The 20,538-nt window shown below is 68.4% G+C and carries 20 protein-coding genes; 9 read left to right on the top strand and 11 right to left on the bottom strand.

The window, feature by feature from the left end; translation table 11 throughout:
• Positions 1-13: 13 nt before the first annotated feature.
• Entirely contained in the window at positions 14-973 is a 960-nt protein-coding gene (locus tag ASE96_RS07880) for an ADP-dependent NAD(P)H-hydrate dehydratase (protein WP_200913011.1), read from the bottom strand.
• Positions 957-1,688 (bottom strand): histidine phosphatase family protein, encoded by a 732-nt coding sequence (locus tag ASE96_RS07875; RefSeq protein ID WP_056429270.1) that lies wholly within the window; start codon positions 1,686-1,688, stop codon positions 957-959. Before ASE96_RS07875 ends, ASE96_RS07880 begins: the two co-directional genes overlap by 17 nt.
• A 163-nt stretch (positions 1,689-1,851) precedes the next feature.
• Here ASE96_RS07875 and ASE96_RS07870 point away from each other — a divergent pair, with 163 nt between their 5' ends.
• Positions 1,852-2,976 carry a glycerate kinase gene (locus tag ASE96_RS07870; protein WP_056428361.1) on the top strand — a complete coding sequence of 375 codons (1,125 nt, stop codon included), beginning with the start codon at positions 1,852-1,854 and terminating at the stop codon, positions 2,974-2,976.
• Positions 2,977-2,994: 18 nt separating this feature from the next.
• Here ASE96_RS07870 and ASE96_RS07865 read toward each other — a convergent pair whose 3' ends face one another.
• Together ASE96_RS07865 and ASE96_RS07860 are read right to left on the bottom strand one after the other, a co-directional pair.
• Positions 2,995-3,705 (bottom strand): DUF6766 family protein, encoded by a 711-nt coding sequence (locus ASE96_RS07865; RefSeq protein ID WP_056428358.1) that lies wholly within the window; start codon positions 3,703-3,705, stop codon positions 2,995-2,997.
• A 1-nt stretch (position 3,706) separates the two neighbouring features.
• Complete coding sequence (locus ASE96_RS07860) at positions 3,707-4,195, bottom strand: DUF6328 family protein (protein ID WP_056428354.1); 489 nt, start codon at positions 4,193-4,195, stop codon at positions 3,707-3,709.
• Between the two features lie 265 nt (positions 4,196-4,460).
• On the opposite strand from ASE96_RS07860, the gene ASE96_RS07855 reads away from it, so the two are divergent.
• Both ASE96_RS07855 and ASE96_RS07850 read left to right on the top strand, forming a co-directional pair.
• Positions 4,461-5,360, top strand: coding sequence for an SDR family oxidoreductase (locus ASE96_RS07855; protein ID WP_056428351.1), 900 nt, complete (start codon positions 4,461-4,463; stop codon positions 5,358-5,360).
• 61 nt (positions 5,361-5,421) lie between these two features.
• Positions 5,422-5,946, top strand: coding sequence for a hypothetical protein (locus ASE96_RS07850; RefSeq protein WP_056428348.1), 525 nt, complete (start codon positions 5,422-5,424; stop codon positions 5,944-5,946).
• Positions 5,947-6,041: 95 nt separating this feature from the next.
• Here the strand turns inward: ASE96_RS07850 and ASE96_RS07845 are convergent, their stop codons facing one another.
• On the bottom strand, positions 6,042-7,379 hold the full coding sequence (locus tag ASE96_RS07845; RefSeq protein ID WP_056428346.1) for a uracil-xanthine permease family protein: 1,338 nt from the start codon (positions 7,377-7,379) through the stop codon (positions 6,042-6,044).
• A gap of 211 nt (positions 7,380-7,590) precedes the next feature.
• Between ASE96_RS07845 and ASE96_RS07840 the strand changes: the two genes are divergently transcribed.
• Positions 7,591-8,196 (top strand): malonic semialdehyde reductase, encoded by a 606-nt coding sequence (locus ASE96_RS07840; protein WP_056429268.1) that lies wholly within the window; start codon positions 7,591-7,593, stop codon positions 8,194-8,196.
• Positions 8,197-8,543: 347 nt separating this feature from the next.
• Positions 8,544-9,707, top strand: coding sequence for a GGDEF domain-containing protein (locus ASE96_RS07835; RefSeq protein WP_056428344.1), 1,164 nt, complete (start codon positions 8,544-8,546; stop codon positions 9,705-9,707).
• A gap of 45 nt (positions 9,708-9,752) precedes the next feature.
• Here ASE96_RS07835 and pgm read toward each other — a convergent pair whose 3' ends face one another.
• A complete protein-coding gene (gene pgm / locus ASE96_RS07830) occupies positions 9,753-11,402 on the bottom strand; it encodes a phosphoglucomutase (alpha-D-glucose-1,6-bisphosphate-dependent) (protein WP_056428341.1) in 1,650 nt (549 codons plus the stop codon).
• Positions 11,403-11,537: 135 nt separating this feature from the next.
• Here pgm and ASE96_RS07825 point away from each other — a divergent pair, with 135 nt between their 5' ends.
• Positions 11,538-12,200 carry a DUF4190 domain-containing protein gene (locus ASE96_RS07825; RefSeq protein ID WP_056428339.1) on the top strand — a complete coding sequence of 221 codons (663 nt, stop codon included), beginning with the start codon at positions 11,538-11,540 and terminating at the stop codon, positions 12,198-12,200.
• Here the strand turns inward: ASE96_RS07825 and ASE96_RS07820 are convergent.
• From ASE96_RS07820 to ASE96_RS07805, 4 genes are all read right to left on the bottom strand, one after another.
• Positions 12,197-13,054, bottom strand: a complete 858-nt coding sequence (locus tag ASE96_RS07820) for a phosphotransferase (RefSeq protein ID WP_056428336.1) — start codon at positions 13,052-13,054, stop codon at positions 12,197-12,199. The genes ASE96_RS07825 and ASE96_RS07820 overlap by 4 nt on opposite strands.
• Before the next feature lie 4 nt (positions 13,055-13,058).
• Positions 13,059-14,528 (bottom strand): peptide MFS transporter, encoded by a 1,470-nt coding sequence (locus tag ASE96_RS07815; RefSeq protein ID WP_056428333.1) that lies wholly within the window; start codon positions 14,526-14,528, stop codon positions 13,059-13,061.
• A gap of 195 nt (positions 14,529-14,723) precedes the next feature.
• A complete protein-coding gene (locus tag ASE96_RS07810; protein WP_056428330.1) occupies positions 14,724-15,836 on the bottom strand; it encodes an alcohol dehydrogenase catalytic domain-containing protein in 1,113 nt (370 codons plus the stop codon).
• A gap of 104 nt (positions 15,837-15,940) precedes the next feature.
• Positions 15,941-17,383 (bottom strand): amidase, encoded by a 1,443-nt coding sequence (locus tag ASE96_RS07805; RefSeq protein WP_056428327.1) that lies wholly within the window; start codon positions 17,381-17,383, stop codon positions 15,941-15,943.
• Between the two features lie 379 nt (positions 17,384-17,762).
• Between ASE96_RS07805 and ASE96_RS07800 the strand changes: the two genes are divergently transcribed.
• The 3 genes from ASE96_RS07800 (at position 17,763) to ASE96_RS07790 (ending at position 19,427) form a co-directional block, all read left to right on the top strand.
• Positions 17,763-18,089 (top strand): rhodanese-like domain-containing protein, encoded by a 327-nt coding sequence (locus tag ASE96_RS07800; protein WP_056428324.1) that lies wholly within the window; start codon positions 17,763-17,765, stop codon positions 18,087-18,089.
• A gap of 18 nt (positions 18,090-18,107) precedes the next feature.
• A complete protein-coding gene (gene pheA, locus ASE96_RS07795; RefSeq protein WP_056428321.1) occupies positions 18,108-19,088 on the top strand; it encodes a prephenate dehydratase in 981 nt (326 codons plus the stop codon).
• Positions 19,089-19,181: 93 nt separating this feature from the next.
• Positions 19,182-19,427 (top strand): hypothetical protein, encoded by a 246-nt coding sequence (locus ASE96_RS07790; RefSeq protein ID WP_056428319.1) that lies wholly within the window; start codon positions 19,182-19,184, stop codon positions 19,425-19,427.
• Here the strand turns inward: ASE96_RS07790 and ASE96_RS07785 are convergent.
• Positions 19,424-20,488 carry a diacylglycerol/lipid kinase family protein gene (locus tag ASE96_RS07785; protein WP_056428317.1) on the bottom strand — a complete coding sequence of 355 codons (1,065 nt, stop codon included), beginning with the start codon at positions 20,486-20,488 and terminating at the stop codon, positions 19,424-19,426. The two genes, ASE96_RS07790 and ASE96_RS07785, sit on opposite strands and share 4 nt — an antisense overlap.
• Positions 20,489-20,538 lie beyond the last annotated feature (50 nt).

Here is a 20,538-nt window from a genome sequence, read left to right as displayed (position 1 = left end):
CGGTCGGGCCGGGTCAGGAGCTGAGCTCCATCATCAGAGGCGGCAGTTCCCCCGTGAGTTCGCGGGCGAGGTAGCCGAGAGCGCCCAGTCGGCTCGCGAGCCGGTCGCCGGCGGCCGCATGCAGATGGGTGCCCCAGCAGGCGGCCTGCGCGTCTGTGGTTCCCCGCGCCCGCAGCCCGGCAATGGTGCCGGACAGCACATCGCCGGAACCCGAGGTGCCCAGGCCGCTGTGTCCCGTGGTGATCTCCCACAGCGAGGCCCGGGCCCCGCCGCCCTCAGCCGCGCCGGCTCGGCGGGCTGCCGCGACCGGCCGCGCGATCACACCCTGGCAGCTCACCACCGCACTGTACTTCTCCGCGAGCTCGGGCACGTCCCGGGCGAGGTTCCCGGCGTCGTGCCCCAGCAGGATGCCCGCCTCGGTGACATTCGGGGTCAGGATCAGCCGGCCCGCCCAAGGGCCCAGCTCCCCGGCCAGTTCGGGCAGGCTGCCCAGGGCGAAGGCATCGAGGATGATGGCTGGCGGCTGCTTCCCCGCCGGCACCTTGAGGAGCCCGCGGAGCAAGGCGGTGGCCTCGTCCTTGTCGTCCAGGCCCGGGCCGATCAGGACCGCGTCTGCGGCTTCGACCGGTGCCGCGAGGACGGCGGCTGCCGAAGAGCCCTTGACCGTGCCCGACGCGGTTTCCGGCAGCCTGAGCACGCCCGCCTCGGGCAGCGCGACCGCGAGGTGCACAGCCACGGATTCCGCCACGGCCAGGGTCAGCCGTCCGGCGCCGGAGCGCAGCGCAGCCACCCCGGAGAGCAGGGCGGCGCCCGGCGTCATCCGCGCCCCGCCGATCACCAGCACCGATCCGCGGTCGTCCTTGCCGGAGCCCCCGCCGGGCAACCGCCAGGCCCGCAGCAGGGTCGGCGTCACGGGCTCAGGGCGGGCCGGCTCCTGGCCGCCCCCGGGGGCAGCCTTAGCGTGGGTGGACATTGGCATCTCCGGCATGTTCGGTTACGGGGACTCCCTCGGTCAAGAGGTGGTCAGCCATGTTGAAGCTCTCCAGCCGCCACGGTCCGGTGCCGTCCGGCCGGACGAATCGGCTCACGGAGGCGTTGAGGATGGCGGTGGAGGCGGCGAGGTCCAGCAGTTGGCGTTCCGTCAGCCCTTCCAGGATGTAGCGGATCAGCAAGATGATGGCGTCGTGGCAGACCAGCAGCACCTGCTGGCCGGGGTACGCGCGGTCCAGGTCGGCGATCAGGGAGCGCAGGCGGAGTACGACATCTGCCCACGATTCGCCGCCCGGTGGGCGGTAGTAGAACTTGCCCAGCCATCGCCGCCGTTCCGCTTCCTGCGGCAGCCTGGCCTCTACGCCGGCCGAGGTGAGCATGTCCAGGATGCCAAGTTCGCGGTCGCGCAGTCTCTCGTCCAGCGTGACCTGCGTCGTCCAGCCCCCGGTGTGCACGGCCAGTTCCGCCGTCTGCCGCGCCCTGAGATACGGGGAGGACCACACGGCGGCCCGCCGGTCCTCCGGGAACCCGGCGAACAGGCGGCCCAGGGCCAGCGCCTGCTCGCGCCCTGTTCCGGACAGCTCAACGTCGGCGTCGCGCGCCGGAACATTGATGACGTGCGCCCCGGACTCGTGCGCCAGTGTGGCGGCGACGTTGCCCTGGCTCTCGCCGTGCCGGACGAGCAGAAGCCCGGCCATGCCGGGCTGGCAGGTCGTGTGCTGTCGGGTTTTGCCGTTGACGTTCACCGTTGCCCCCTGAATTCGGGTCGTTTCTGTGTGGCTGCCACGTTACTACCGGCGCGACGGCCTGTCGCCGTTGTCCCGACGTCGGGCGCGCCTGCGGGACTGGCAGGATGGGATCATGCGTATTCTCATCGCCCCGGACAAATTCAAGGGCTCCCTTACCGCCGCCGAAGCAGCAGCCGCCATCGCCGAAGGCGCTCTGCGCGTCTATCCCGAGGCCGAGGCCATCCAGTTTCCGGTGGCCGACGGCGGCGAGGGAACCTTGGAGGCGGCCGTCGCCGCCGGGTACGAGGAGCGGCTGAATGCCGTCGTCGGCCCCATCTTGGCGCCTGTGGGCGCGGCGTGGGCGATCCGGAAGGACGCCTTCGGCGGGGCCACCGCAGTGATCGAGACCGCGCAGGCCTCAGGGCTGGCGCACATGGAGCCCACGCCCGCCAACGCCCTGCGCGCGCACAGTTACGGCTGCGGCCAGCTGATTGCCGCCGCCCTCGACGCGGGCGCGACGGAGGTCGTGCTGGGCCTGGGCGGTTCGGCCATGAGCGACGGCGGAAGCGGCGCCTTGCGCGCGCTCGGCCTCAAGCCGCTCGATTCGGCGGGCAACGTGGTGCCGCTCGGCGGCGGGTCGCTCGCGGACGTGGCACGGCTCGATGTCAGCGGCCTCGATCCGCGGCTGGGTTCGGTCACGTTCCGGCTCGCCGTCGATGTGCAGAATCCGCTCTACGGCAGCGACGGTGCCGCCCACGTGTTCGGCCCGCAGAAGGGCGCCGACGAGGACGCCGTGGAACTGCTCGACGCCGGACTCCGCAACTTTGCCTCGGTGCTGCGCGAGTCCACGGGCCGGGACGTCAACGTCCCCGGGGCCGGGGCGGCCGGCGGCTTCCCGGCGTCGTTCCTGGCGTTCAGCGACGCAGCGCTGGAAGGCGGGTTCGAGCTGGTGGCCGGACTCACCGGACTGGCCGGCAAACTGGCGCAGGCGGATCTGGTGATCACCGGGGAGGGGTCAATGGATTCCCAGTCGCTGACCGGCAAGGCCCCGATCGCGCTCGCCGATGCCGCGCAGAGCCTCGGGATCCCGGTGATTGTGGTCGCGGGACGGATCCTGGTCACCCCGGAGGAGCTCGCCGCCCACGGCGTCGTGGCCGCTGCGCAGCTGCTGGACGTGGCGGGGAGCCCGGACGACGCCGTCGCGAACGCCGCGAAGTACGTCGCCTGGGCCACCAGTCAGGTGCTTGAGGGGGCCTAGCGCGCAGGCGCAGGTGTCTCAGGCGCCCGTCTCATAGTGCGGCTCCGCGACCGGTTTGGATTCGGGGGAACCACGCTCGCGGAGGTACACCGAGGCGCCGACCAGGACGGCGACGGCCAGGAACTCACTTTGCCAGTTCTGGAAGGACTCAAACCAGAAACGGCTCGTTGCCAGGTATTCAAAGACCGTCACGGGCGCTTCTCCGTGGCTCCGCTGCTCGGAGCTGTACTCGTTCGCCCCGCCCACGGCATGGAGCGCAAGGGACGCCAGGAACAGCAGCAGGAACATGATCGACAGGGAATGTTCATAGAGCTTGAGGATCCAGCCTCCGCGCCGGACGGGCCACGGGGTGGCCGGCTTGAGGTCCGCGTCCCGGGGATCCTCATCCTGCGGGGCCTCCCGGCCCACCGGCTTGGACTCCGAGGAACCCTTCTGGAAGAGAAACACCGTCAGGATGACGTACATGCCCATCTGCAGGAACTCGGACTCCCAGTTCTCAAACGTCGCTTCGAGGAACGCCCCGGTGCCGAGATAGCCCAGCAGCGTTACGGCCGGTTGGCCGTGAGCCAGTTGGTCCTCGCTGTATTCGGCGGCTCCGCTGAAAACCATGCCGCCGAAGAAAACCAGGAACAGGGCAATGTTCGCCAGCAGCAGGCCGTGGTCCTTCGTCCAGTCCCGCGCGGTCCGCCGCTGCCCTGCCCTGCCGTGCCCTCCTGCGGCTCTGGCCACGTCAGCTCTCCTTTTCAGCCTGCCGGCGCAACCGGCTCGGCACATAGACCAGCAGGATCAGCAGCACCGTCAGGAGCACCGCACCGGCCCACAGGCCCGCCGCCCGGCCCGCCGTCACGTCGAAAACCAGCGACGACGTTCCGACGCTGAGGAGCCCGATGCCGGCCAGCGACACCTTTGCGATCCTGTCGGCGCTGGACACGAGGGCCGCCCTGAGGTGCAGCCGGAAGAGGCGGCGGTGCACACTCACCGGCAGCAGAATCAGGGCCGTGGTCAGTGCGGCCAGCGCCACGTTGGCGAGGTAGAGGGTGGTCTGATAATCGTCCAGCGTCTCGAATCTCGACTGGAACGGCAGGGTCAGCAGGAACCCCGCCAGGATCTGCACACCGGTCTGCAGCACCCGAAGCTCCTGCAGCAGCTCCATCCAATTGCGGTCCAGTTTCTCGACGGCGGACTCGTTCCTGCTGCCCTGCGCGGACCGTTCCTGCACGGATTCAGTTGGTCCGGACTCTTGTGGAGCGGACTCCGGCTCTAAGTCTGACACTTGCGCCTCCACGAGGATGATGGCCGGGCTGCGGCGGCAGTCAACTTCAACCTAGGCTTGAGCGGTACGAAATTCAAGCCGATACTAAGGTTGCTGATGAATCCCGGGTAGGGTGTAATTGTTTACTCCGCGGGGACGCGCCGCGGGTCCGGGCCATGGCCCGCGGCCCGGAAGCGGCCCCTGGAAAACCGACACGTTGGGTAGGTGGACTATGAGTGATTCAAGCAAACAGCGGGACCAGCCGCGCGACCCCCGGGGCGGCTACTACTCCGGGTCCTTCCCGGAGCAGGTGCAGGAACAGCCGGGCCTCACCGCGCCCATGGACCCCAAACCGGACCACGGCGAGGAGAGCTACCAGGGCAGCGGCGCCCTTGCCGGCAAGGCCGCGCTGATCACGGGCGGAGATTCCGGGATCGGGAAAGCGGTGGCCATCGCCTTCGCCCGGGAGGGCGCCGACGTCGCCATCTCCTATCTGCCGGAGGAGGAAGCGGACGCGCAGGATACTGCCGCGTGGATCCGCAAAGCCGGCCGCAAGGCGCTGCTGATCGCCGGGGACGGCCGCAGTGAAGCCTTTGCCACCCGGATCGTGGATGACGCGCTCGCCGAATTCGGCCGCCTGGACGTCGTGGTACTCAACGCCGCGTACCAGAAGAACCGCGACAGCTTCGAGTCCCTCCCCACCGAGGAGTTCGACCGCGTCTTCCAGACCAACCTCTACTCGCTGATCTGGACCGCACGGGCGGCGGTACCGTACCTGACGGCCGGCGCGTCGATCATCACTACGGCCTCGATCCAGGCGTTCAACCCCTCGCCCGAACTCATCGACTACGCCATGACCAAAGCCGCGCAGGTTGCCTTCACCAAGGCCCTGGCCCAGGAGCTCGGCCCGAAGGGAATACGCGTCAACGCCGTGGCCCCGGGCCCCATCTGGACGCCCCTGATCCCGGCAACCGAGTGGCCGGACAAGCTGCCGTCCTTCGGCCAGGACACCCCGCTGCAGCGTGCGGGGCAGCCGGCGGAACTCGCGGCGGCCTACGTGCTCCTGGCCTCCGATCACGGCTCCTACATCTCCGGCGCGGTACTGCCCGTCACCGGCGGCAAAGGCCTCTGAGCCTTCACGAATTTCCGGTAACAATCCACGCAGTTCAACATTCCACTACGGGAGGAACGGCATGACCCAGGAAAAGCAGCAGGATCCCATCGAGGAAGCCGGCGGCTACGGAACGCCGACGGCGGAGCAGGAGCTGCCCGGCGGAGACACCAGGAAGTTCGCCCAGCCCCGGGAAGAGGAAGCCTTCGACGCGGCAGGACTCAGCCAGGACAGCCCGGACGGGGAAACGTACCCGGCCGGCGCCCCGGACCTGAGCCAGTTCGGCGCCCAAGACCAAGACAGTGCAGGAGAGCCCGGAGCGGGTCGCTTCGGAGGAACGGAGGAACAAATGAGTTCAGAAAACGCCAGCACAGCCCCCGGCTATGACGCCGACGCCTCGGAGAACTCCGAGGCAGCCATGCCGTCCGCGGAGGCGGAGATGGACGCATCCAACACCGAGGAGCCCGACGCCGGGCGGCCCTTCTCCTCCGAGCCGGGCCAGGACGCCGCCGGGCTGCCGGACGGATCGGGAACGGACCTGCCTGGAGGCAAATCCGACCAGGCTCCCAAGGACGACGACGATGAGGAAACCTTCGACGCCGGCTAAAGCCGCTGCCCCGAACAGCTGAGGCCGGGTCCCGAACACCTAGGGTGTCCGGGAGCCGGCCTTTTGGTTGCGGCGCAGCGGTTGCGGCGCAGCGGTTAGCGGCGCTTCTTCGGCGCGCGTTTCACGGCGGCCGTGGCAGCGGCCACGGCGCCTTCGGTTTCGGGCTCGGCGACGGTGCCGCGGACCTTCGCGATCGCCGTCATGCCGTGGTAGATCACCAGCGCCGCCGCGGAGCCCAACGCGATGCCGGTGAACACCAGGTCGCCGATGGTCCAGGTGTAATCGGCAATGCCGACGATCAGTGCGACGGCGGCCGTGGTCAGGTTGATCGGGTTGGAGAAGTTCACCTTGGCCTGCACCCAGATCTTGACGCCCAGGACGCCGATCATGCCGTAAAGCATCGTCGCCGCGCCGCCCAGCACGCCGGCCGGGACGGTGGCGATGAGTTCGCCGAACTTTGGCGAGAAGCTCAGCACAATGGCGAAGAGGCCGGCCACCCAGTAGGCCGCCGTCGAATAGACCTTGGTGGCGGCCATAACGCCGATGTTTTCCGCGTAGGTGGTGGTGCCGGAGCCGCCGCCCATGCCGGCAAGCACGGTGGCGGCGCCGTCGGCCATCAGCGCCCGCCCGGAGACGCCGTCGAGGTTCTGGCCGGTCATTGCGGACACGGACTTCACGTGGCCGATGTTCTCCGCCACGAGCACCAGCACCACCGGAACGAACAGGCCGACGACGCCGAGGTGGAATTCGGGCGTCTGGAAGAACGGCAGCCCCACCCAGGCGGCGGAGTCCATCTTGGAGAAGTCCACCTCGCCGCGGGTCATCGCCACGAGGTAGCCGACCACCACGCCGACCAGGATGCTCAACCGGCCCAGGATGCCGCGGAAGAAGACGCTGACCACGATGATCGTGGCGAGGGTGATGAGGGCCGTGACCGGGGCGGCGTCGAAGTTGGCCTTCGCCGCCGGAGCGAGGTTGAGGCCGATCAGGCCCACGATGGCGCCCGTGACGATCGGCGGCATCAGGCGGTTGATCCACCCGGCACCGAACTTCTGCACGATCGCGCCGATCATTGCCAGCCCGACGCCGGCCAGCACCACACCGCCGAGCGCTCCGGCGACGCCGTACTGCTGCTGCGAGGCCATGATCGGTGCGATGAACGCGAAGCTGGACCCGAGGTAGCTCGGAACCTGGCCCTTGGTGATGACCAGGAACAGGAGGGTGCCGATGCCCGAGAAGAACAGTGTGGTGGCCGGCGGCATGCCCGTGATGATCGGGACCAGGAAGGTGGCGCCGAACATGGCGACAACGTGCTGCATCCCGATGCCAAGAGTCAGCGGCCAGGCAAGGCGTTCATCCGGCTTCACGACTTCGCCGGGGCGGATGGACTTGCCGTTGCCGTGCAGCTTCCATTTGGTTCCGAGCATGCTCATTGCCGGGGCCTTTCAGAGAATATTTGGCGGAAGGGAAGGAATCTTCCGGAGCAACATTACCGCGACGGTGTTTCCGGCATGCTTCGCCGCCGGCGCCGCTGTGCCGGACGTCACGGGGCATTTCGGGAAGCAGGAGGCAGAAGTTGAAGTTGCAACTATGGACAGTGACCAGTGGCCGCCGCCGGCGGGCACCCCAGCGAAAGGGACGCTCATGACCATCGCCCATGACGAAGCAGTAATCGACGCCGCCGCAGTGGACGCCATCTTTGCCGAGGCCCGCACCCCCAACACCTTCACCGGCGATGTCACCGATGAGCAGGCCCGGGCCATCTACGAGCTCACCAAGTTCGGGCCCACCGCGTTCAACTCGCAGCCGCTGCGCGTGACCTATGTCCGGTCCGCCGAAGCCCGCGCCACCCTGGTCGGCACCCTTGCCAACGGCAACCGCGCCAAGACCGCCGCGGCACCGCTCGTCGCCATCCTCAGCTACGACACGTCCTGGCAGGAACAGTGGGACAACTTCCTTCCCGGATACAACGCCCCGAAAGCCATGTACGACGCCGACCCGGACCTTGCCGCGGCCACCGGCAACAACAACGCCCACCTGCAGGCCGGGTACTTCATCCTCGCCGTCCGGTCCCTGGGGCTGTCTGCCGGACCGATGACGGGCGCGGACTTCACCGCGATCGATAAGGCCTTTTTCCCCGACGGCGGCCAGCAGAGCTTCCTGGTGGTCAACATCGGGCAGCCCGCGGCCGACGCCTGGGGCGCGGCCAAGCCGAAGTTCGCTTACGAGGATGTTGTCCGCACCGTCTGACACGACCCGTCACTGACGCGGAGGTGCCTCCGGCGCTGTACTAACGCGGAGGTGCCTCCGGCACCATGGGGGACAGGCCGGAGGCACTCGGGACGCAATTCTGCGGTTGAGCGCAAGGCCGCATCCGGGGCCGCTTCCAGTTTAGTCCGCTTCGGGTCCCTTGCCACAGGGCCGTTGGCCCCGCCTTGGGGGTTCGGGGCCGACGTGCCGGCCGAGCCGCAGGGCGTGTCAAGTCACATCCGAGACGGTGATCACACTTTATCCGGCCGGGGTGCAATACTAGGGTCAAATGCGGCGCATAGTCGACGCAATATCGGGGTATTGCGTGCGGACCGGGGGGCCACTACATGACGCTTGACACCTCAACCTTGCGTGTCGCATTGGCAGCAGTTGACCTGACTTTGCTGCTGCTCTTTTACTTCATCACGTTCCGCCGGACACGTTCGACGTACAGCGGCTCATGGTGCCTGGCGCTCCTGCTTTTCCTGGCCGGCAATGCGGCGTACCTCATGGACGGAACGCCGCACCAGGTCTGGGCCAACCCGCTGGGGAACGTGTTTCTCGTGGCGGGCGCGTCCAGCATCTGGGCGGGGGCCCGTTCCCTCCGGACGACGGTCCCCAAGTTCTGGTACCTGGCAGCAGGGCCCGCCATCACGGCCGTTGTGTCGGCGCTGGACCAGCCCGCCACCAACGTGTGGTCCGGCGGTCCGGCCTATCTGGGATTCATGGGCCTGCTGATCGGCCTTGCCTGCCGTGAACTGTTCCTGCTGGACCGGCACTTCTCGCGTGTGCACCGCACATTGGCGTGGGGTTCCGGCATTCTCGCGGCGTTCTATCTTGGCCGCCTGGTCGCCTTTGTGATCGAGGGGCCGGAGGGCGACGTCTTTCTGACGGTCTTTGGCTCCGTCCCGGCAACGGTCTGTTCGGCGGTGATCATGGTGGTGGCGTCCTTCACCATGGCCGAGCTGAGCTACGAGCAGCAGACCCAGGACCTCCGCGCCCGAGCCACCGTGGACGGGCTGACCGGGCTCTTGAATCGCGCAGCATTCCTGGACCTCGCCGAGGACGAACTGCGCCGCCTCACCAGGACAAGGACCACGGCGTCGCTGATCCTGGCGGACCTGGATCACTTTAAATCCATCAACGACGAGTACGGCCATTCAGCCGGCGACGCCGCCCTGCAGGCGTTCGCGGAGGCCTGCACGTCCACCGTCCGTTCCACCGACCTCGTGGGCCGCTACGGCGGAGAGGAATTCATCATCCTCCTGCCCGGAGTGACGCAGGAACGGGCCGGCCAGATCGCCTCGGACATCAGCGCCCGGCTGCAGGCGTCGGCGTCGCCGCTCATCCCGCGCCTGCCTACGTCCAGCTACGGGATCGCGTCGACCGCTCCCGGCCGCGTCGATCTTGACGCGATGATCGCCTCCGCCGACGCCGCCCTTTACCGCGCGAAGACCCTCGGCCGTGACCGCTCAGTACTCGCCGGCAGCTTCGAGGAAGAAACAGCCTGAGCGGGCGGCCCGCCGACCGCGGGCGCCCGCATCACCGGACCGCCGCTAGGAGATGACCCCGTCCACCAGCGCTTTCGCCTCGGCCTGCACCTGCTTGAGGTGCTCGGCGCCCTTGAAGGACTCGGCGTAGATCTTGTACACGTCCTCGGTGCCGGAGGGGCGCGCCGCGAACCAGGCATTCTCCGTGACCACCTTGAGCCCGCCGATTGCCGCCCCGTTGCCCGGGGCTTCGGTCAGCTTGGCCGTGATGGTTTCCCCTGCAAGTTCGGTGGCGGTCACGTCCGAGGGGGAAAGCTTGCCAAGGGCAGCCTTCTGCTCGCGGGTGGCCGCCGCGTCGATCCGGGCATAGACCGGGTCACCGAACTGGTCGGTGAGGCCCTTGTACAGCTGCGACGGCGACTTGCCCGTTACCGCCGTGATCTCCGAGGCCAGCAGGGCCAGCAGGATGCCGTCCTTGTCCGTCGTCCACACGCTGCCATCCATCTTGTTGAAGGAGGCGCCGGCGGATTCCTCGCCGCCGAATGCGCCTTCGCCGGAGAGCAGCCCGGGGACAAACCACTTGAAACCAACCGGCACCTCAACGAGCTTGCGGCCCAGGCTTTCGGCCACGCGGTCGATGATCGAGGAGGAAACCAGGGTCTTGCCGATCACGGACTGCGGGTTCCAGCCGGTCCGGTGGCGGTACAGGTAATCGATGGCGACGGCGAGGTAGTGGTTGGGGTTCATCAGGCCGCCGTCTGGCGTCACAATGCCGTGACGGTCGGCGTCGGCGTCGTTGCCCGTAGCGACGTCGAAGCTGGCACCCTCCGACATCCGGTTGATCAGCGAGGCCATCGCGGACGGGGAGGAGCAGTCCATCCGGATCTTCTCGTCCCAGTCGAGCGTCATAAACGCCCACTGCGGATCGACCGTGGGGTTGACCACCGTGAGGTTCAGGTGGTGGCGTTCGCCGATCTCGCCCCAGTAGTCCACGGACGCACCGCCCATCGGGTCGGCGCCGATCCGGACGCCGGCCTCGCGGATGGCATTGAGGTCCAGGACGGAGGGTAGGTCGTCCACGTAGCTGCTGAGGAAGTCGAACTTGCCCGTGGTGCCGGCGCTGAGTGCCTCGGCGATGGGGATGCGCTTGACCCCGCGCAGTCCGTTCTCCAGCAGTTCGTTGGCCCGGTTGGCGATCCACCCGGTGGCGTCCGAGTCGGCGGGCCCACCGTGCGGCGGGTTGTACTTGAAGCCGCCGTCGCCGGGCGGGTTGTGGCTCGGCGTCACAACGATCCCGTCCGCCTGCGGGGCCCCGGCGGGAGAGTTGTTGTTGTGCGTCAGGATGGCGTGGCTCAGTGACGGGGTGGGGGTGTAGCCGTGCCGGGCATCGATCAGCACATTGACGCCGTTGGCTGCGAGAACCTCCAGGGCGGAGTTCTGGGCCGGCTCGCTGAGGGCATGCGTGTCTTTGGCGAGGTAGAGGGGCCCGGTGATCCCCTGGCCCGCCCGGTACTCCACGATCGCCTGCGTGATGGCCAGGATGTGGGGTTCGTTAAAGGAGGCTTTCAGGCTGGAGCCCCGGTGCCCGGACGTGCCGAACGCCACCCGTTGGCCGGGGTCGCCCAGATCCGGTGAAACATCGTAGTACGCATCCAGAAGCGCAGTGAGGTCGACAAGGTCTTGGGGTTGGGCAACAGTGCCCGCGCGGCTAGCCATGGCACCAGCATGCCAGACCGTCGTGGCAGGCAACATGTTTTCGACGGATTACGGCCCCTGTGACGTCAGAAATGTCCTGCTCAAGGAACCGGGACGGCGGTAGGCTGAATCCTGAGACTTCACGAGGGGAAAACCATGACTGACCAGCCGAAACCGGACAAAGACGAGACGCCTGAGGGCTACCAGCCGCCGTCGTATATTCCGGCGCAGGAGTCAGACGTTCCTGCGCCGACGCCGCCCGCGACGACGGAGTTCGAGCAGCCGGGCTACGGGCAGCAACCGTCCGGAGCGCAGGGCTACGCGGGCGAGCAATACGGCCAGACCGGGCCGGACTACAACCAGCCCACGGAACCGTACAACATGCCGTCGCCGTACGCCCAGCAGCCGTACGCCCAGCCGGCCTACGGTGCGCCGGGCCAGCCGCCCTACGGTGCGCCGGCGCAGTATGGCCAGCAGCCGTATGGCGGACAGCCGCAGTACGGCCAGCCGGGCACCCCGTTCAATGCCTACGGCCAGCCGGCCTATTACGGTCTGCCGCCGGAACCCAAGGGCCTGAGTATCGCCAGCCTGTGTTGCGGCATCGCAACCTTCGTGGGCCTTGGCTTTTTCCTACTGCCGCAGCTCGCAGCAGTCATCCTCGGGCACATGGCCCTCAAACGCGAGCCGGCCGGCAAGGGCATGGCCATTGCCGGCCTGGTGATGGGTTATGTAGGGATCGCGTTGACCGTTCTGATATTCGTGCTCATCGCGGTGGGACTGGCCGTCGGACGGTCGACCTTGGGGTCGTCCGGCGCTTAGCCTCCGCCGGCGGACGTAAGCGCCGCCACCAGCCGGCCGGCGTTGGCGTCGAGCCAGGTGCCGCGGCGGCGGATCGTCTCGCCCACGCCTTCGTCCCACATCCGCGCCCAGCCGCCGCCGAGTTCCCGCGCGTTGTGTTGCATCCGCTCGTAGCTCAGCCGCGTGGCCTCGATGCCAAACGCGGGCAGGCTTCGCCGTTCCTCGTCGTTCCAGCCGTACGCGTCGGCGAAGATCCGGAGCCGCCGGAACGGGTCCGCCGCCTCCCATCCCGGCCACGCGTCGGCGGGGTCCCGGAGCGGCACCCAGTGCATTGCGGTGTTGAAGGAGTCCTTGAAAGCCGTTGTGGGGCCGGCGAGGTCGAAGTCCACCAGGCCGGCGGCACGGCCGTCGCGGACCACCACGTTCTGCGGGGTGACATCGAGATGGCAGACCAGCTCCGCCGGATCCTGCCGGATCGGGCGCGGCGGGAACGGATAGTCGCCCGGCGCAAACCCGGCCGAGGCCGAGTGCAGCCGGCGCAGCAGCTGCGCGACCGAGACCAGGAGCTCCTCGGACCGGACCCAGGCTTCCGGGAGCGGCCCGGAGCACTGTCCGGGCAGAAACGTCAGCACGTCCCGGCCCTCTCCGTCCCGGCCCAGGAACCGCGGGGAACCATCGAAACCGGCGTCTTCCAGCCAGTCGAGGTACGCGGCGACAGCGAAAGACTGCGGCTGGTGCGGGCGGCGGATGGTTCCGCCCACCCGCACCACGCCGGTGGTGACATCGCCCGCCGGCATGAGTTCGACGTCGGACGCCTCGCCTGCGGCGGGGACGTAAACGCGGAACTCAAGCGGTGGGCGGTGCCTGGAGGTCATCGGCTCAGCGTACGCCGCCCATGAGCTTCTTGATCGCCGGCGAGGCCGCGGCCAGGCCGACGGCCAGCAGCATCGCGGTGCCGCCGATGCCGATGAAGTACGGCAGTTCGTCCTCTGGGTTGTACAGCCCGGATAGGATGCCGGCCAGCGTGGTGCCCAGGGACACCGAGAGGAAGAACAGTGCCACCATCTGGGTGCGGAAGGCCTCCGGCGCCAGCTTGGTGGTCACGGACAGGCCGATTGGGGACAGGAACAGTTCCGCGAGCGTGAACAGGAACAGGATTCCCACGAGTGCCAGCAGCGGGGTCTTGCCGTCCCCGGCCAATGGGATGAACGCCAGGAACGCCAGGCCCATCACAAAGAGGCCGATCGAGAACTTCAGGGCCGAGCCGGGCTGCTTGCGGCCCAGCCGGGTCCAGAGGGCAGCCATGACGCCGGCGAAGATGATGATGAACACCGGGTTGATGGACTGGACCCAGGCGGCCGGCATTTCCCAGCCGAACAGGTTGCGGTCCAGTTTCTCCTCGGAGTACACGGCGATGAAGGTGAACTGCTGCTGGAACAGTGCCCAGAATGCGGCGGAGGCGATGTACAGCGGGATGAACGCCCCCACACGCCGGCGTTCGGTCCCGTTGACCTTCTTGCTGCTGAAGATCAGGGCGAAGTAGAGCACGGACGCGCCGATGGCCGCGTAGGCCATGGACATTGCCAGGTTCTCCGCATTTACGATGCCCGTGGCCAAAAGTACCGCGATCACGGCGGCAATGGCGCCGAAGCGCAGGCCATACTTGGTGCGCTCGTCGGCGGCAAGCGGGTTGTGCACCCGGTTCGCCGACTCGGGCAGGTTCTTGCGGCCCAGCGCGTAGATGACCAGTCCGACGCCCATACCGACGGCGGCGGCGCCGAAGCCCCAATGGAACCCCTGGCTTTCCTGCAGCCAGCCGGTGACCAGCGGGCCGATCAGCGCGCCGGCGTTGATGCCCATGTAGAAGATGGAGAATCCGGCGTCGCGGCGTTCGTCCTTCTCCCGATAGAGGCTTCCCACCAGGGCGGTGGCGTTGGCCTTCAGGCCGCCGGATCCGACGCCGACCAGCACCAGGCCGGCGATCAGGCCGGGAATGCCCGGCACGACGGCGAGGCCGATGTGGCCGGCCATGATCAGGATGGCGGAGCCGAACAGCACCTTTTCGGAACCGAACAGCCGGTCCGCGAGCCAGGCACCCAGGATGGTGGACAGGTAGACGCCGCCGCCGTAGGCGCCGACGAGGCCGGCGGCGAGGCCCTGCTCAATTCCCAGGCCGCCCTCGGCGGCCGTGAAGTACATGTAGTAGAGCAGGATGCCCTGCATTCCGTAGAAGGAGAAGCGCTCCCACATCTCTACGGAGAAGAGGCTGGCCAGCATCTTTGGGTGGCCGAAAAAGGATGTGTCGCCCGGCGTTGTAGCGGGGGGACGGGATAAATGAGTAGTGCTCATTTACTTAATGCTGACAGTGTGACGCGGGATTGTCACATTCGCGGCGCCCCGGGGCAAGTCATTCGCCCGGTGTTTCTCCCGTTGCGCTATCACTGGATGTTGCTTTGCCCCCGGAATAACAACAAGGAGTGACAGCGCAACGGGCGGGCGGCGCGGGGGTGTGTGGCGGGGATGTGTGGCGCGGGCCGGCGGGGGCTACTCGGCGTCGAACATGATGACCTGGCGGACCGCTTTCCCGTCGGCCAGCTGGTCCATCGCCTGGTTGATGTCCGCCAGGGCGATGCGCGCCGAGATGAGCTCTTCGACCGGCAGCTTCCCTTCCCGCCAGAGCTGGGCGTATTTGGGAATGTCCCGAGCGGGAACGGCGGAGCCGAGGTAGCTGCCGATTATTGTCCGGGCCTCGGCCGTGACGGTCAGCGGCGAGATCTGGGCGCGGGCGTCCGGGTGCGGCAGGCCTGCGGTGATCGTGGTCCCGCCCACCGCGGTCGCGGCGAAGGCAGTTTCGAAGGCCCGCGGGTTCCCGGCGCATTCGATCACGTACTTCGCCTTGACGCCCTCCGCCAGGACCTGCTGCGGGGTGTAGGTCTCGTGGGCGCCCAGGCGGCGGGCGTGTTCGAGTTTTTCCTCCAGGGTGTCCACGGCGACGATGCGTGAAACACCCTGGGAGATTGCCGTGATCAGCGCGGCCATGCCAACGCCGCCCAGTCCCACGATCATGATGCTGTCCTGCGGCCGGGGCCGGGCCGCGTTCAGCACGGCACCGCCGCCGGTCAGCACGGCGCAGCCCAGGACGGCGGCGACGTCCGCCGGGATGTCGTCGTCCACCCGCACGGCCGAGGCGCGGTCCACCACGGCGTGGGTGGCGAAGCCGGAGACGCCCAGGTGGTGGAAGACCTTCTCGCCGCCGCGGTCCAGGTGCATCGATCCGTGCAGGAGGGTTCCGTCGCCGTTGCTCTTCGACCCCGTGGTGCAGGGCAGGCGGCCGTCTTCGGCGCAGTTCTCGCACTGTTCGCAGCGGGGGAGGAAGGACATCACCACGCGCTGGCCCGGCGCGAGGTCCGTCACGTCCGCGCCGACCTCGACGACGCGCCCCGCAGCCTCGTGCCCCAGCAGCATCGGCACCGGCCGCACGCGGTTGCCGTCCACAACGCTCAGGTCCGAATGGCAGATGCCTGCGGCCTCGATCCTGACCAGGATTTCGGTGGGTCCGGGGCCCTCCAGGTCCAGCTCGGAGACGGTGATAGGCCGGGAATCTGCGAACGGGCGGGGACGGCCGATTTCCTCAAGTACTGCACCGGTGATCTTCATCGATCCCTCTCATGTGGTTTCCAGGCGGGGCGTGTTGTGGCGCTGCCCAGCTAAACCGTATCGTCGCCCGCCCGTGAAATCACCCACCCCGGCGGGTCGCGAGGCTAGAACCCCAGCTGCGCGGCCACCTGCAGCAGCAGCGCCTCGGAACCCATTGGCCCGACCAGCTGGACGCCCATCGGCAGTCCGGCACCCGTCGCCCCGCCGGTCCAGTGCACCGGAATGCTGATCGCTGGCAGCCCGCACACGTTCACCATGGATGACCAGGGCGCGTACTCGCACTGCTTGCGGTAGTCGCCGTCGGCGTCCCCTGCCCATTCGGACGCCGGCCAGTAGCCGTCGCCGTGGGCCGCCCCGGTGAACCAGCCGACCGGGCGCGGGGTCTGGGCCAGAGACGGCATCAGCATCAGGTCCCAGGCAGCGTACTGGGCGATGGTGTCCCGCTGGAACTGGCGCAGGAAAGCGAGGGATTCGGCGAGCTTCGCCGGCCCGCGCTGCTGCGCGCGGCGCCGGAACGTCCGGGTCAGCGGGGTCAGGAGCGCCTCGCGCTGGGGGGCGATCCGGGCGCCCCCCACGCCGGCGGTCCAGGCAGTGGTGAACGCGGCCGGGTAACGGTTGTCGTAGCGGATGGAGGCTTCCGCGGTTTCGTGCCCGGCCGCTTCAAGCCGCCGGATGCCTTCGGCGAGGGCGTGGAGCGCCTCGGCGTCCGGCGTGAACGGGAAAACCGTCTGCCACGGGCTCTCCAGGCTCACTCCGATCCGGACGCCGGGCGGGTCCTGGGCGGCGAGTTCATGGTAGCCGGGTGCGGGTGCCGCGGACTCGCCGGTTCCGGCGCCGGGCACCAGGGCATCGAGCAACAGTGCGGCGTCCGCCGCGGAGCGGGCCAGCGGCCCGGACGCCACCAGTCCGGCGGGGTCCCCGGAGCTTTCCCCCGCCGGCACCAGGCCGCGGCCGGGTTTCAGGCCCACCAGCCCGCACGCGGCGGCCGGGATGCGGACAGAACCGCCGCCGTCGGACCCGGGGGCGAAGGGAACCAGCCCGGCAGCGACCGCCGCGGCGCTGCCGCCGGAGGACCCTCCCGAGCTGCGGCTGAGGGCGAACGGATTCCGCGACGGCGGCGCGATCAGGTTCTCGCTATACGCCGTCAGCCCGAATTCCGGCACCTGGGTCTTGCCCAGCGAGACCACCCCCGCACCTTTGAGTGCGGCGACAAGGGCGCCGTCGGCCAGGGCGGGTTTGTAGTCCAGTGCGGCGCTGCCGTGGGTGGTCACGACGCCTGCAACGTCCGTCAGGTCCTTGAACGCCACCGGCATCCCGTGCAGGAGTGCCAGCCCGGTTCCGTCCCGCGCGGCCCGGGCGTGGGATTCGTCCGCTGCGGCCGCGTCCAGCAGGGCCTGCTCCGCGGTGACGGTGATGAAGGCGCCAAGGTGCTTGTTTTCGGCGGCGATCCGTTCCAGGAAATGCCCTGTGGACTGCCGCGAGGACAACTCGCCGGAGCGCAGGGCGTCGCGCAGCTCGACGGCGGAGAGCTCATGGATTTCAGCCACGGAAACGCGGCTCCGACGGGTTCCTGGCGCGGCCCGCCGTGGGACATATCCAGTCTTGGTGCGAGCGGGTGGGCATGGTGGCATTGTGCCCGGTCGTCGCGGCGGGGGGAGGGCATGTCCCGCGGGCGATAGCGCGGCGCTTCGTGGGACATGTCCAGTGTTGGTGCGAGCGGGTGGGCATGGTGGCATTGTGCCCGGTCGTCGCGGCCGGGGGAGGGCATGTCCCGCGGGAGGAGGTGCGGGGAGTTGAGGGCCGGTCCGTTGCTGCGGGTCTCCTTTGCGCCATCCAAGAAGCGTAACCTGCAGCCGGGTGACGCCGCGGAACGGGTGGCTGGCGATACGCTGGGGGGAAGACCATGCATTCTGCGGAGGGACGACCATGAGCGACTTTGACACTGTGACCGTGTCCGATATCCCCGACGGGGCCAGGATTCTCGACGTCCGCGAAGACTACGAATGGGTGGCGGGCCACGCCGCCGGCGCACTGCACATCCCCCTCGACCAGCTCCCGGCCCGGCTTGACGATCTGGATCCCGACGAGGACCTCTATGTCATCTGCCGCACCGGAGGCCGTTCCTTCCGTGCCGCCCAGTGGCTTTCCGGCCAGGGGTACTCCGCGCTGAACGTGGCCGGCGGCATGGACCAGTGGTTGGAAGCCGGAATGCCGCTGGTGTCCGACAACGGACTCAAGCCCGTCATCCTGTAAGTGAAGAAAGAAGCGCCGATGCCCGCCTCACCCGTCACGTACACCTTTCTCGGACCCGCGGGCACCTTCACCGAGGCTGCCCTGATGCAGGTTCCCGGTGCGGCGGACGCGGTCCGCGTACCGTCGTCGAACGTCAACACGGCGCTGGACAAGGTCCGCGACGGCTCGGCGGACGCGGCGATGGTGCCGATCGAGAACTCCGTGGAGGGCGGCGTCACCGCCACCCTGGATGCCATCGCCACCGGTCAGGAACTGCGGATCCTCCGCGAAGCCCTCGTCCCGATCAGCTTCGTGCTGGTGGCACGGCCCGGGACACGGATCGAAGACATCCGCCGGATCTCCACCCATGGCCACGCCTGGGCACAGTGCCGGCTCTGGGCTGAGAAAAACATTCCGGACGCGGAATACATTCCGGGATCCTCCACGGCCGCGGCGGCGATCGGGCTCCTAGAGGGCGATATTCACTACGACGCTGCCATCTGCGCCCCGATTGTGGCGACCGAGCAGCCGGGCCTCACCGTGCTTGCGGAGAACATCGGCGACAACCCCGGAGCTGTCACGCGTTTTGTGCTGGTCGGACGGCCCGGCGAGCTGCCGGAGCCCACCGGTGCGGACAAGACAACCGTGGTGGTGCCCCTGCCGGAAGACCGTCCCGGGGCCCTCATGGAAATCCTTGACCAGTTCGCCACCCGCGGCGTGAACCTCAGCCGGATCGAGTCGCGCCCCACCGGCCAGTATCTGGGCCACTACTTCTTCAGCATCGACGCCGACGGCCACGTGGCCGACGCCCGCGTGGCGGACGCCCTGGCCGGACTGCACCGGATCAGCCCCGCCACCCGTTTCCTGGGTTCGTACGGCCGCGCCGACGGGCACCGGACGGTCGTGGAGCCGCACACTTCGGACCAGGCGTTCCGGGCCGCGCATGCCTGGGTGAAAGACATACTGTCCGGTGCATCCGTGGTGCCGGAATATACGTCCGGGGCTTCGCCCACAGCGTAGACAAATGCCACATCAGGCACTTCCGCCCCTATGAAACTGTGCGTATGCTTGCCTGATCCATATTGGGGAAGTCCTCTACCGAGGGAGCAGGTCATGGCAGGAACCAGCCTTGAAAATGACGGCCAGGGAATGATCGTGAATCCCAAGCCGACCGCTGACAACCAGGACTGGGACGGCGACGACGCCGACCGTGCAGACCGGCTGCGCTTCGAGGAGGAGCAGGCCATGATCCGCGAACAGTCCGAGGCGCGCGCCGCGAAGGCGGCCGCGGAAGCGAAGAAGACCGCAGCCGCGGACGCGGGCGACGCGGACGCCGCCGCGAAGGACGCCGGCGCCTAATCTCCCTCGGTGCCGTCCTTGACCCGGACGAGCAGCGAGCCGGGGGCAACCTGCACGGTGACCTTCGTGGCCTCACCGGACGGATCACCGTCAACCTGTGTGGGCATCGGCTCCGCGCAGCGGATGGTGATCTTGCCGGAGCGGTAATACGTCATCACCGGCAGGTTTCTTTTGTGCTTCAGCACGATCTTCCAGTACATCGCCAGCCAGCCGATGGCGCTGCGCGGGCTCATCACCACGACGTCGAGCATTCCGTCGTCGATCATGGCCTGGGGGATGAAGTCGATGCCGCCGGGGATCAGGCCGCAGTTGGCGAACAGCACGCTGCGGATCTTCCGGCTCTGTTCCGGCTGGTCGTCCAGCGAGATGGACACCTTCTTGCGGCGGCCGGGGAGGTGCCGTACGCCCGCCTCGGTGTAGGCCAGCCAGCCCACGGCCTTCTTCAGCCCGTCGTTGGTGTCTCCCACCACCTCGGCGTCCATGCCAATGCCGGCGATGACTAGGAACGTGTGTTCCGCGGCCTCGCCGGTGCGGGAGTTCTCAACCTTCATCCGCGCCGTATCGATGAAGCGCTGGTGCCCGAACAGGGCGGTCTGGACACTGCCTTGCAGGTCGCCTAGGTCGAGGTGGATATTGCGGGCCAACAGGTTGCCGGTGCCGAGGGGGATCAGGGCCATGGCGGTGTCCGTGCCGGCGAGGACGTCCGCCACCACCCGGACAGTGCCGTCGCCGCCGCCCACGAGAATGACATCGGCGCCGTAGTCCAGCGCGGCGCGCGCCTGCGAGGCCCCGGGGTCCTCGGCTGTGGTGTCGAAGAACCGCGGCGGCACCCAGCCGGCGGTGGCGCACGCAGTTTCAATCAGGGTGCGGGCCTCATCGGACCGGGACTTGATCGGGTTCATCACCACGGCCACCTTTTGCTGGCCCAGCCCCGGACTGTGCGTTTCCTCCCACACGGCGCTGCGCGCGTGCCTGGCTTTGAGCCTGCGCACCCCCCACCAGCTGGAGACGGCGAACACCAGGACTCCAGCGATGATGAGGTACAGCAGCCAGTCGCGCATTGTGCTCCAACACTATCCCGCCCGTGGCCGGTGGCCTGATTGCCCGGCGA

It is taken from the genome of Arthrobacter sp. Leaf69 (assembly GCF_001422645.1).
Lineage (GTDB): Bacteria > Actinomycetota > Actinomycetes > Actinomycetales > Micrococcaceae > Arthrobacter.
The sequence above is the reverse complement of the archived record's forward strand: the minus strand, read 5'-3'. Positions and strand labels throughout refer to the sequence as shown.

What these genes read in the sequence shown, in the direction of transcription:
- ASE96_RS07880 (WP_200913011.1), bottom strand. Translation starts at nt 973, where the DNA reads ATGTCCACCCACGCTAAGGCTGCCCCCGGGGGCGGCCAGGAGCCGGCC.
- ASE96_RS07870 (WP_056428361.1), top strand. Translation starts at nt 1,852, where the DNA reads ATGCGTATTCTCATCGCCCCGGACAAATTCAAGGGCTCCCTTACCGCC.
- ASE96_RS07790 (WP_056428319.1), top strand. Translation starts at nt 19,182, where the DNA reads ATGGCAGGAACCAGCCTTGAAAATGACGGCCAGGGAATGATCGTGAAT.
- ASE96_RS07785 (WP_056428317.1), bottom strand. Translation starts at nt 20,488, where the DNA reads ATGCGCGACTGGCTGCTGTACCTCATCATCGCTGGAGTCCTGGTGTTC.
- ASE96_RS07855 (WP_056428351.1), top strand. Translation starts at nt 4,461, where the DNA reads ATGAGTGATTCAAGCAAACAGCGGGACCAGCCGCGCGACCCCCGGGGC.
- ASE96_RS07800 (WP_056428324.1), top strand. Translation starts at nt 17,763, where the DNA reads ATGAGCGACTTTGACACTGTGACCGTGTCCGATATCCCCGACGGGGCC.
- ASE96_RS07810 (WP_056428330.1), bottom strand. Translation starts at nt 15,836, where the DNA reads ATGAAGATCACCGGTGCAGTACTTGAGGAAATCGGCCGTCCCCGCCCG.
- ASE96_RS07840 (WP_056429268.1), top strand. Translation starts at nt 7,591, where the DNA reads ATGACCATCGCCCATGACGAAGCAGTAATCGACGCCGCCGCAGTGGAC.
- ASE96_RS07815 (WP_056428333.1), bottom strand. Translation starts at nt 14,528, where the DNA reads ATGAGCACTACTCATTTATCCCGTCCCCCCGCTACAACGCCGGGCGAC.
- ASE96_RS07850 (WP_056428348.1), top strand. Translation starts at nt 5,422, where the DNA reads ATGACCCAGGAAAAGCAGCAGGATCCCATCGAGGAAGCCGGCGGCTAC.
- ASE96_RS07845 (WP_056428346.1), bottom strand. Translation starts at nt 7,379, where the DNA reads ATGAGCATGCTCGGAACCAAATGGAAGCTGCACGGCAACGGCAAGTCC.
- ASE96_RS07835 (WP_056428344.1), top strand. Translation starts at nt 8,544, where the DNA reads ATGACGCTTGACACCTCAACCTTGCGTGTCGCATTGGCAGCAGTTGAC.
- ASE96_RS07820 (WP_056428336.1), bottom strand. Translation starts at nt 13,054, where the DNA reads ATGACCTCCAGGCACCGCCCACCGCTTGAGTTCCGCGTTTACGTCCCC.
- pgm (WP_056428341.1), bottom strand. Translation starts at nt 11,402, where the DNA reads ATGGCTAGCCGCGCGGGCACTGTTGCCCAACCCCAAGACCTTGTCGAC.
- ASE96_RS07825 (WP_056428339.1), top strand. Translation starts at nt 11,538, where the DNA reads ATGACTGACCAGCCGAAACCGGACAAAGACGAGACGCCTGAGGGCTAC.
- ASE96_RS07875 (WP_056429270.1), bottom strand. Translation starts at nt 1,688, where the DNA reads ATGGCCGGGCTTCTGCTCGTCCGGCACGGCGAGAGCCAGGGCAACGTC.
- pheA (WP_056428321.1), top strand. Translation starts at nt 18,108, where the DNA reads ATGCCCGCCTCACCCGTCACGTACACCTTTCTCGGACCCGCGGGCACC.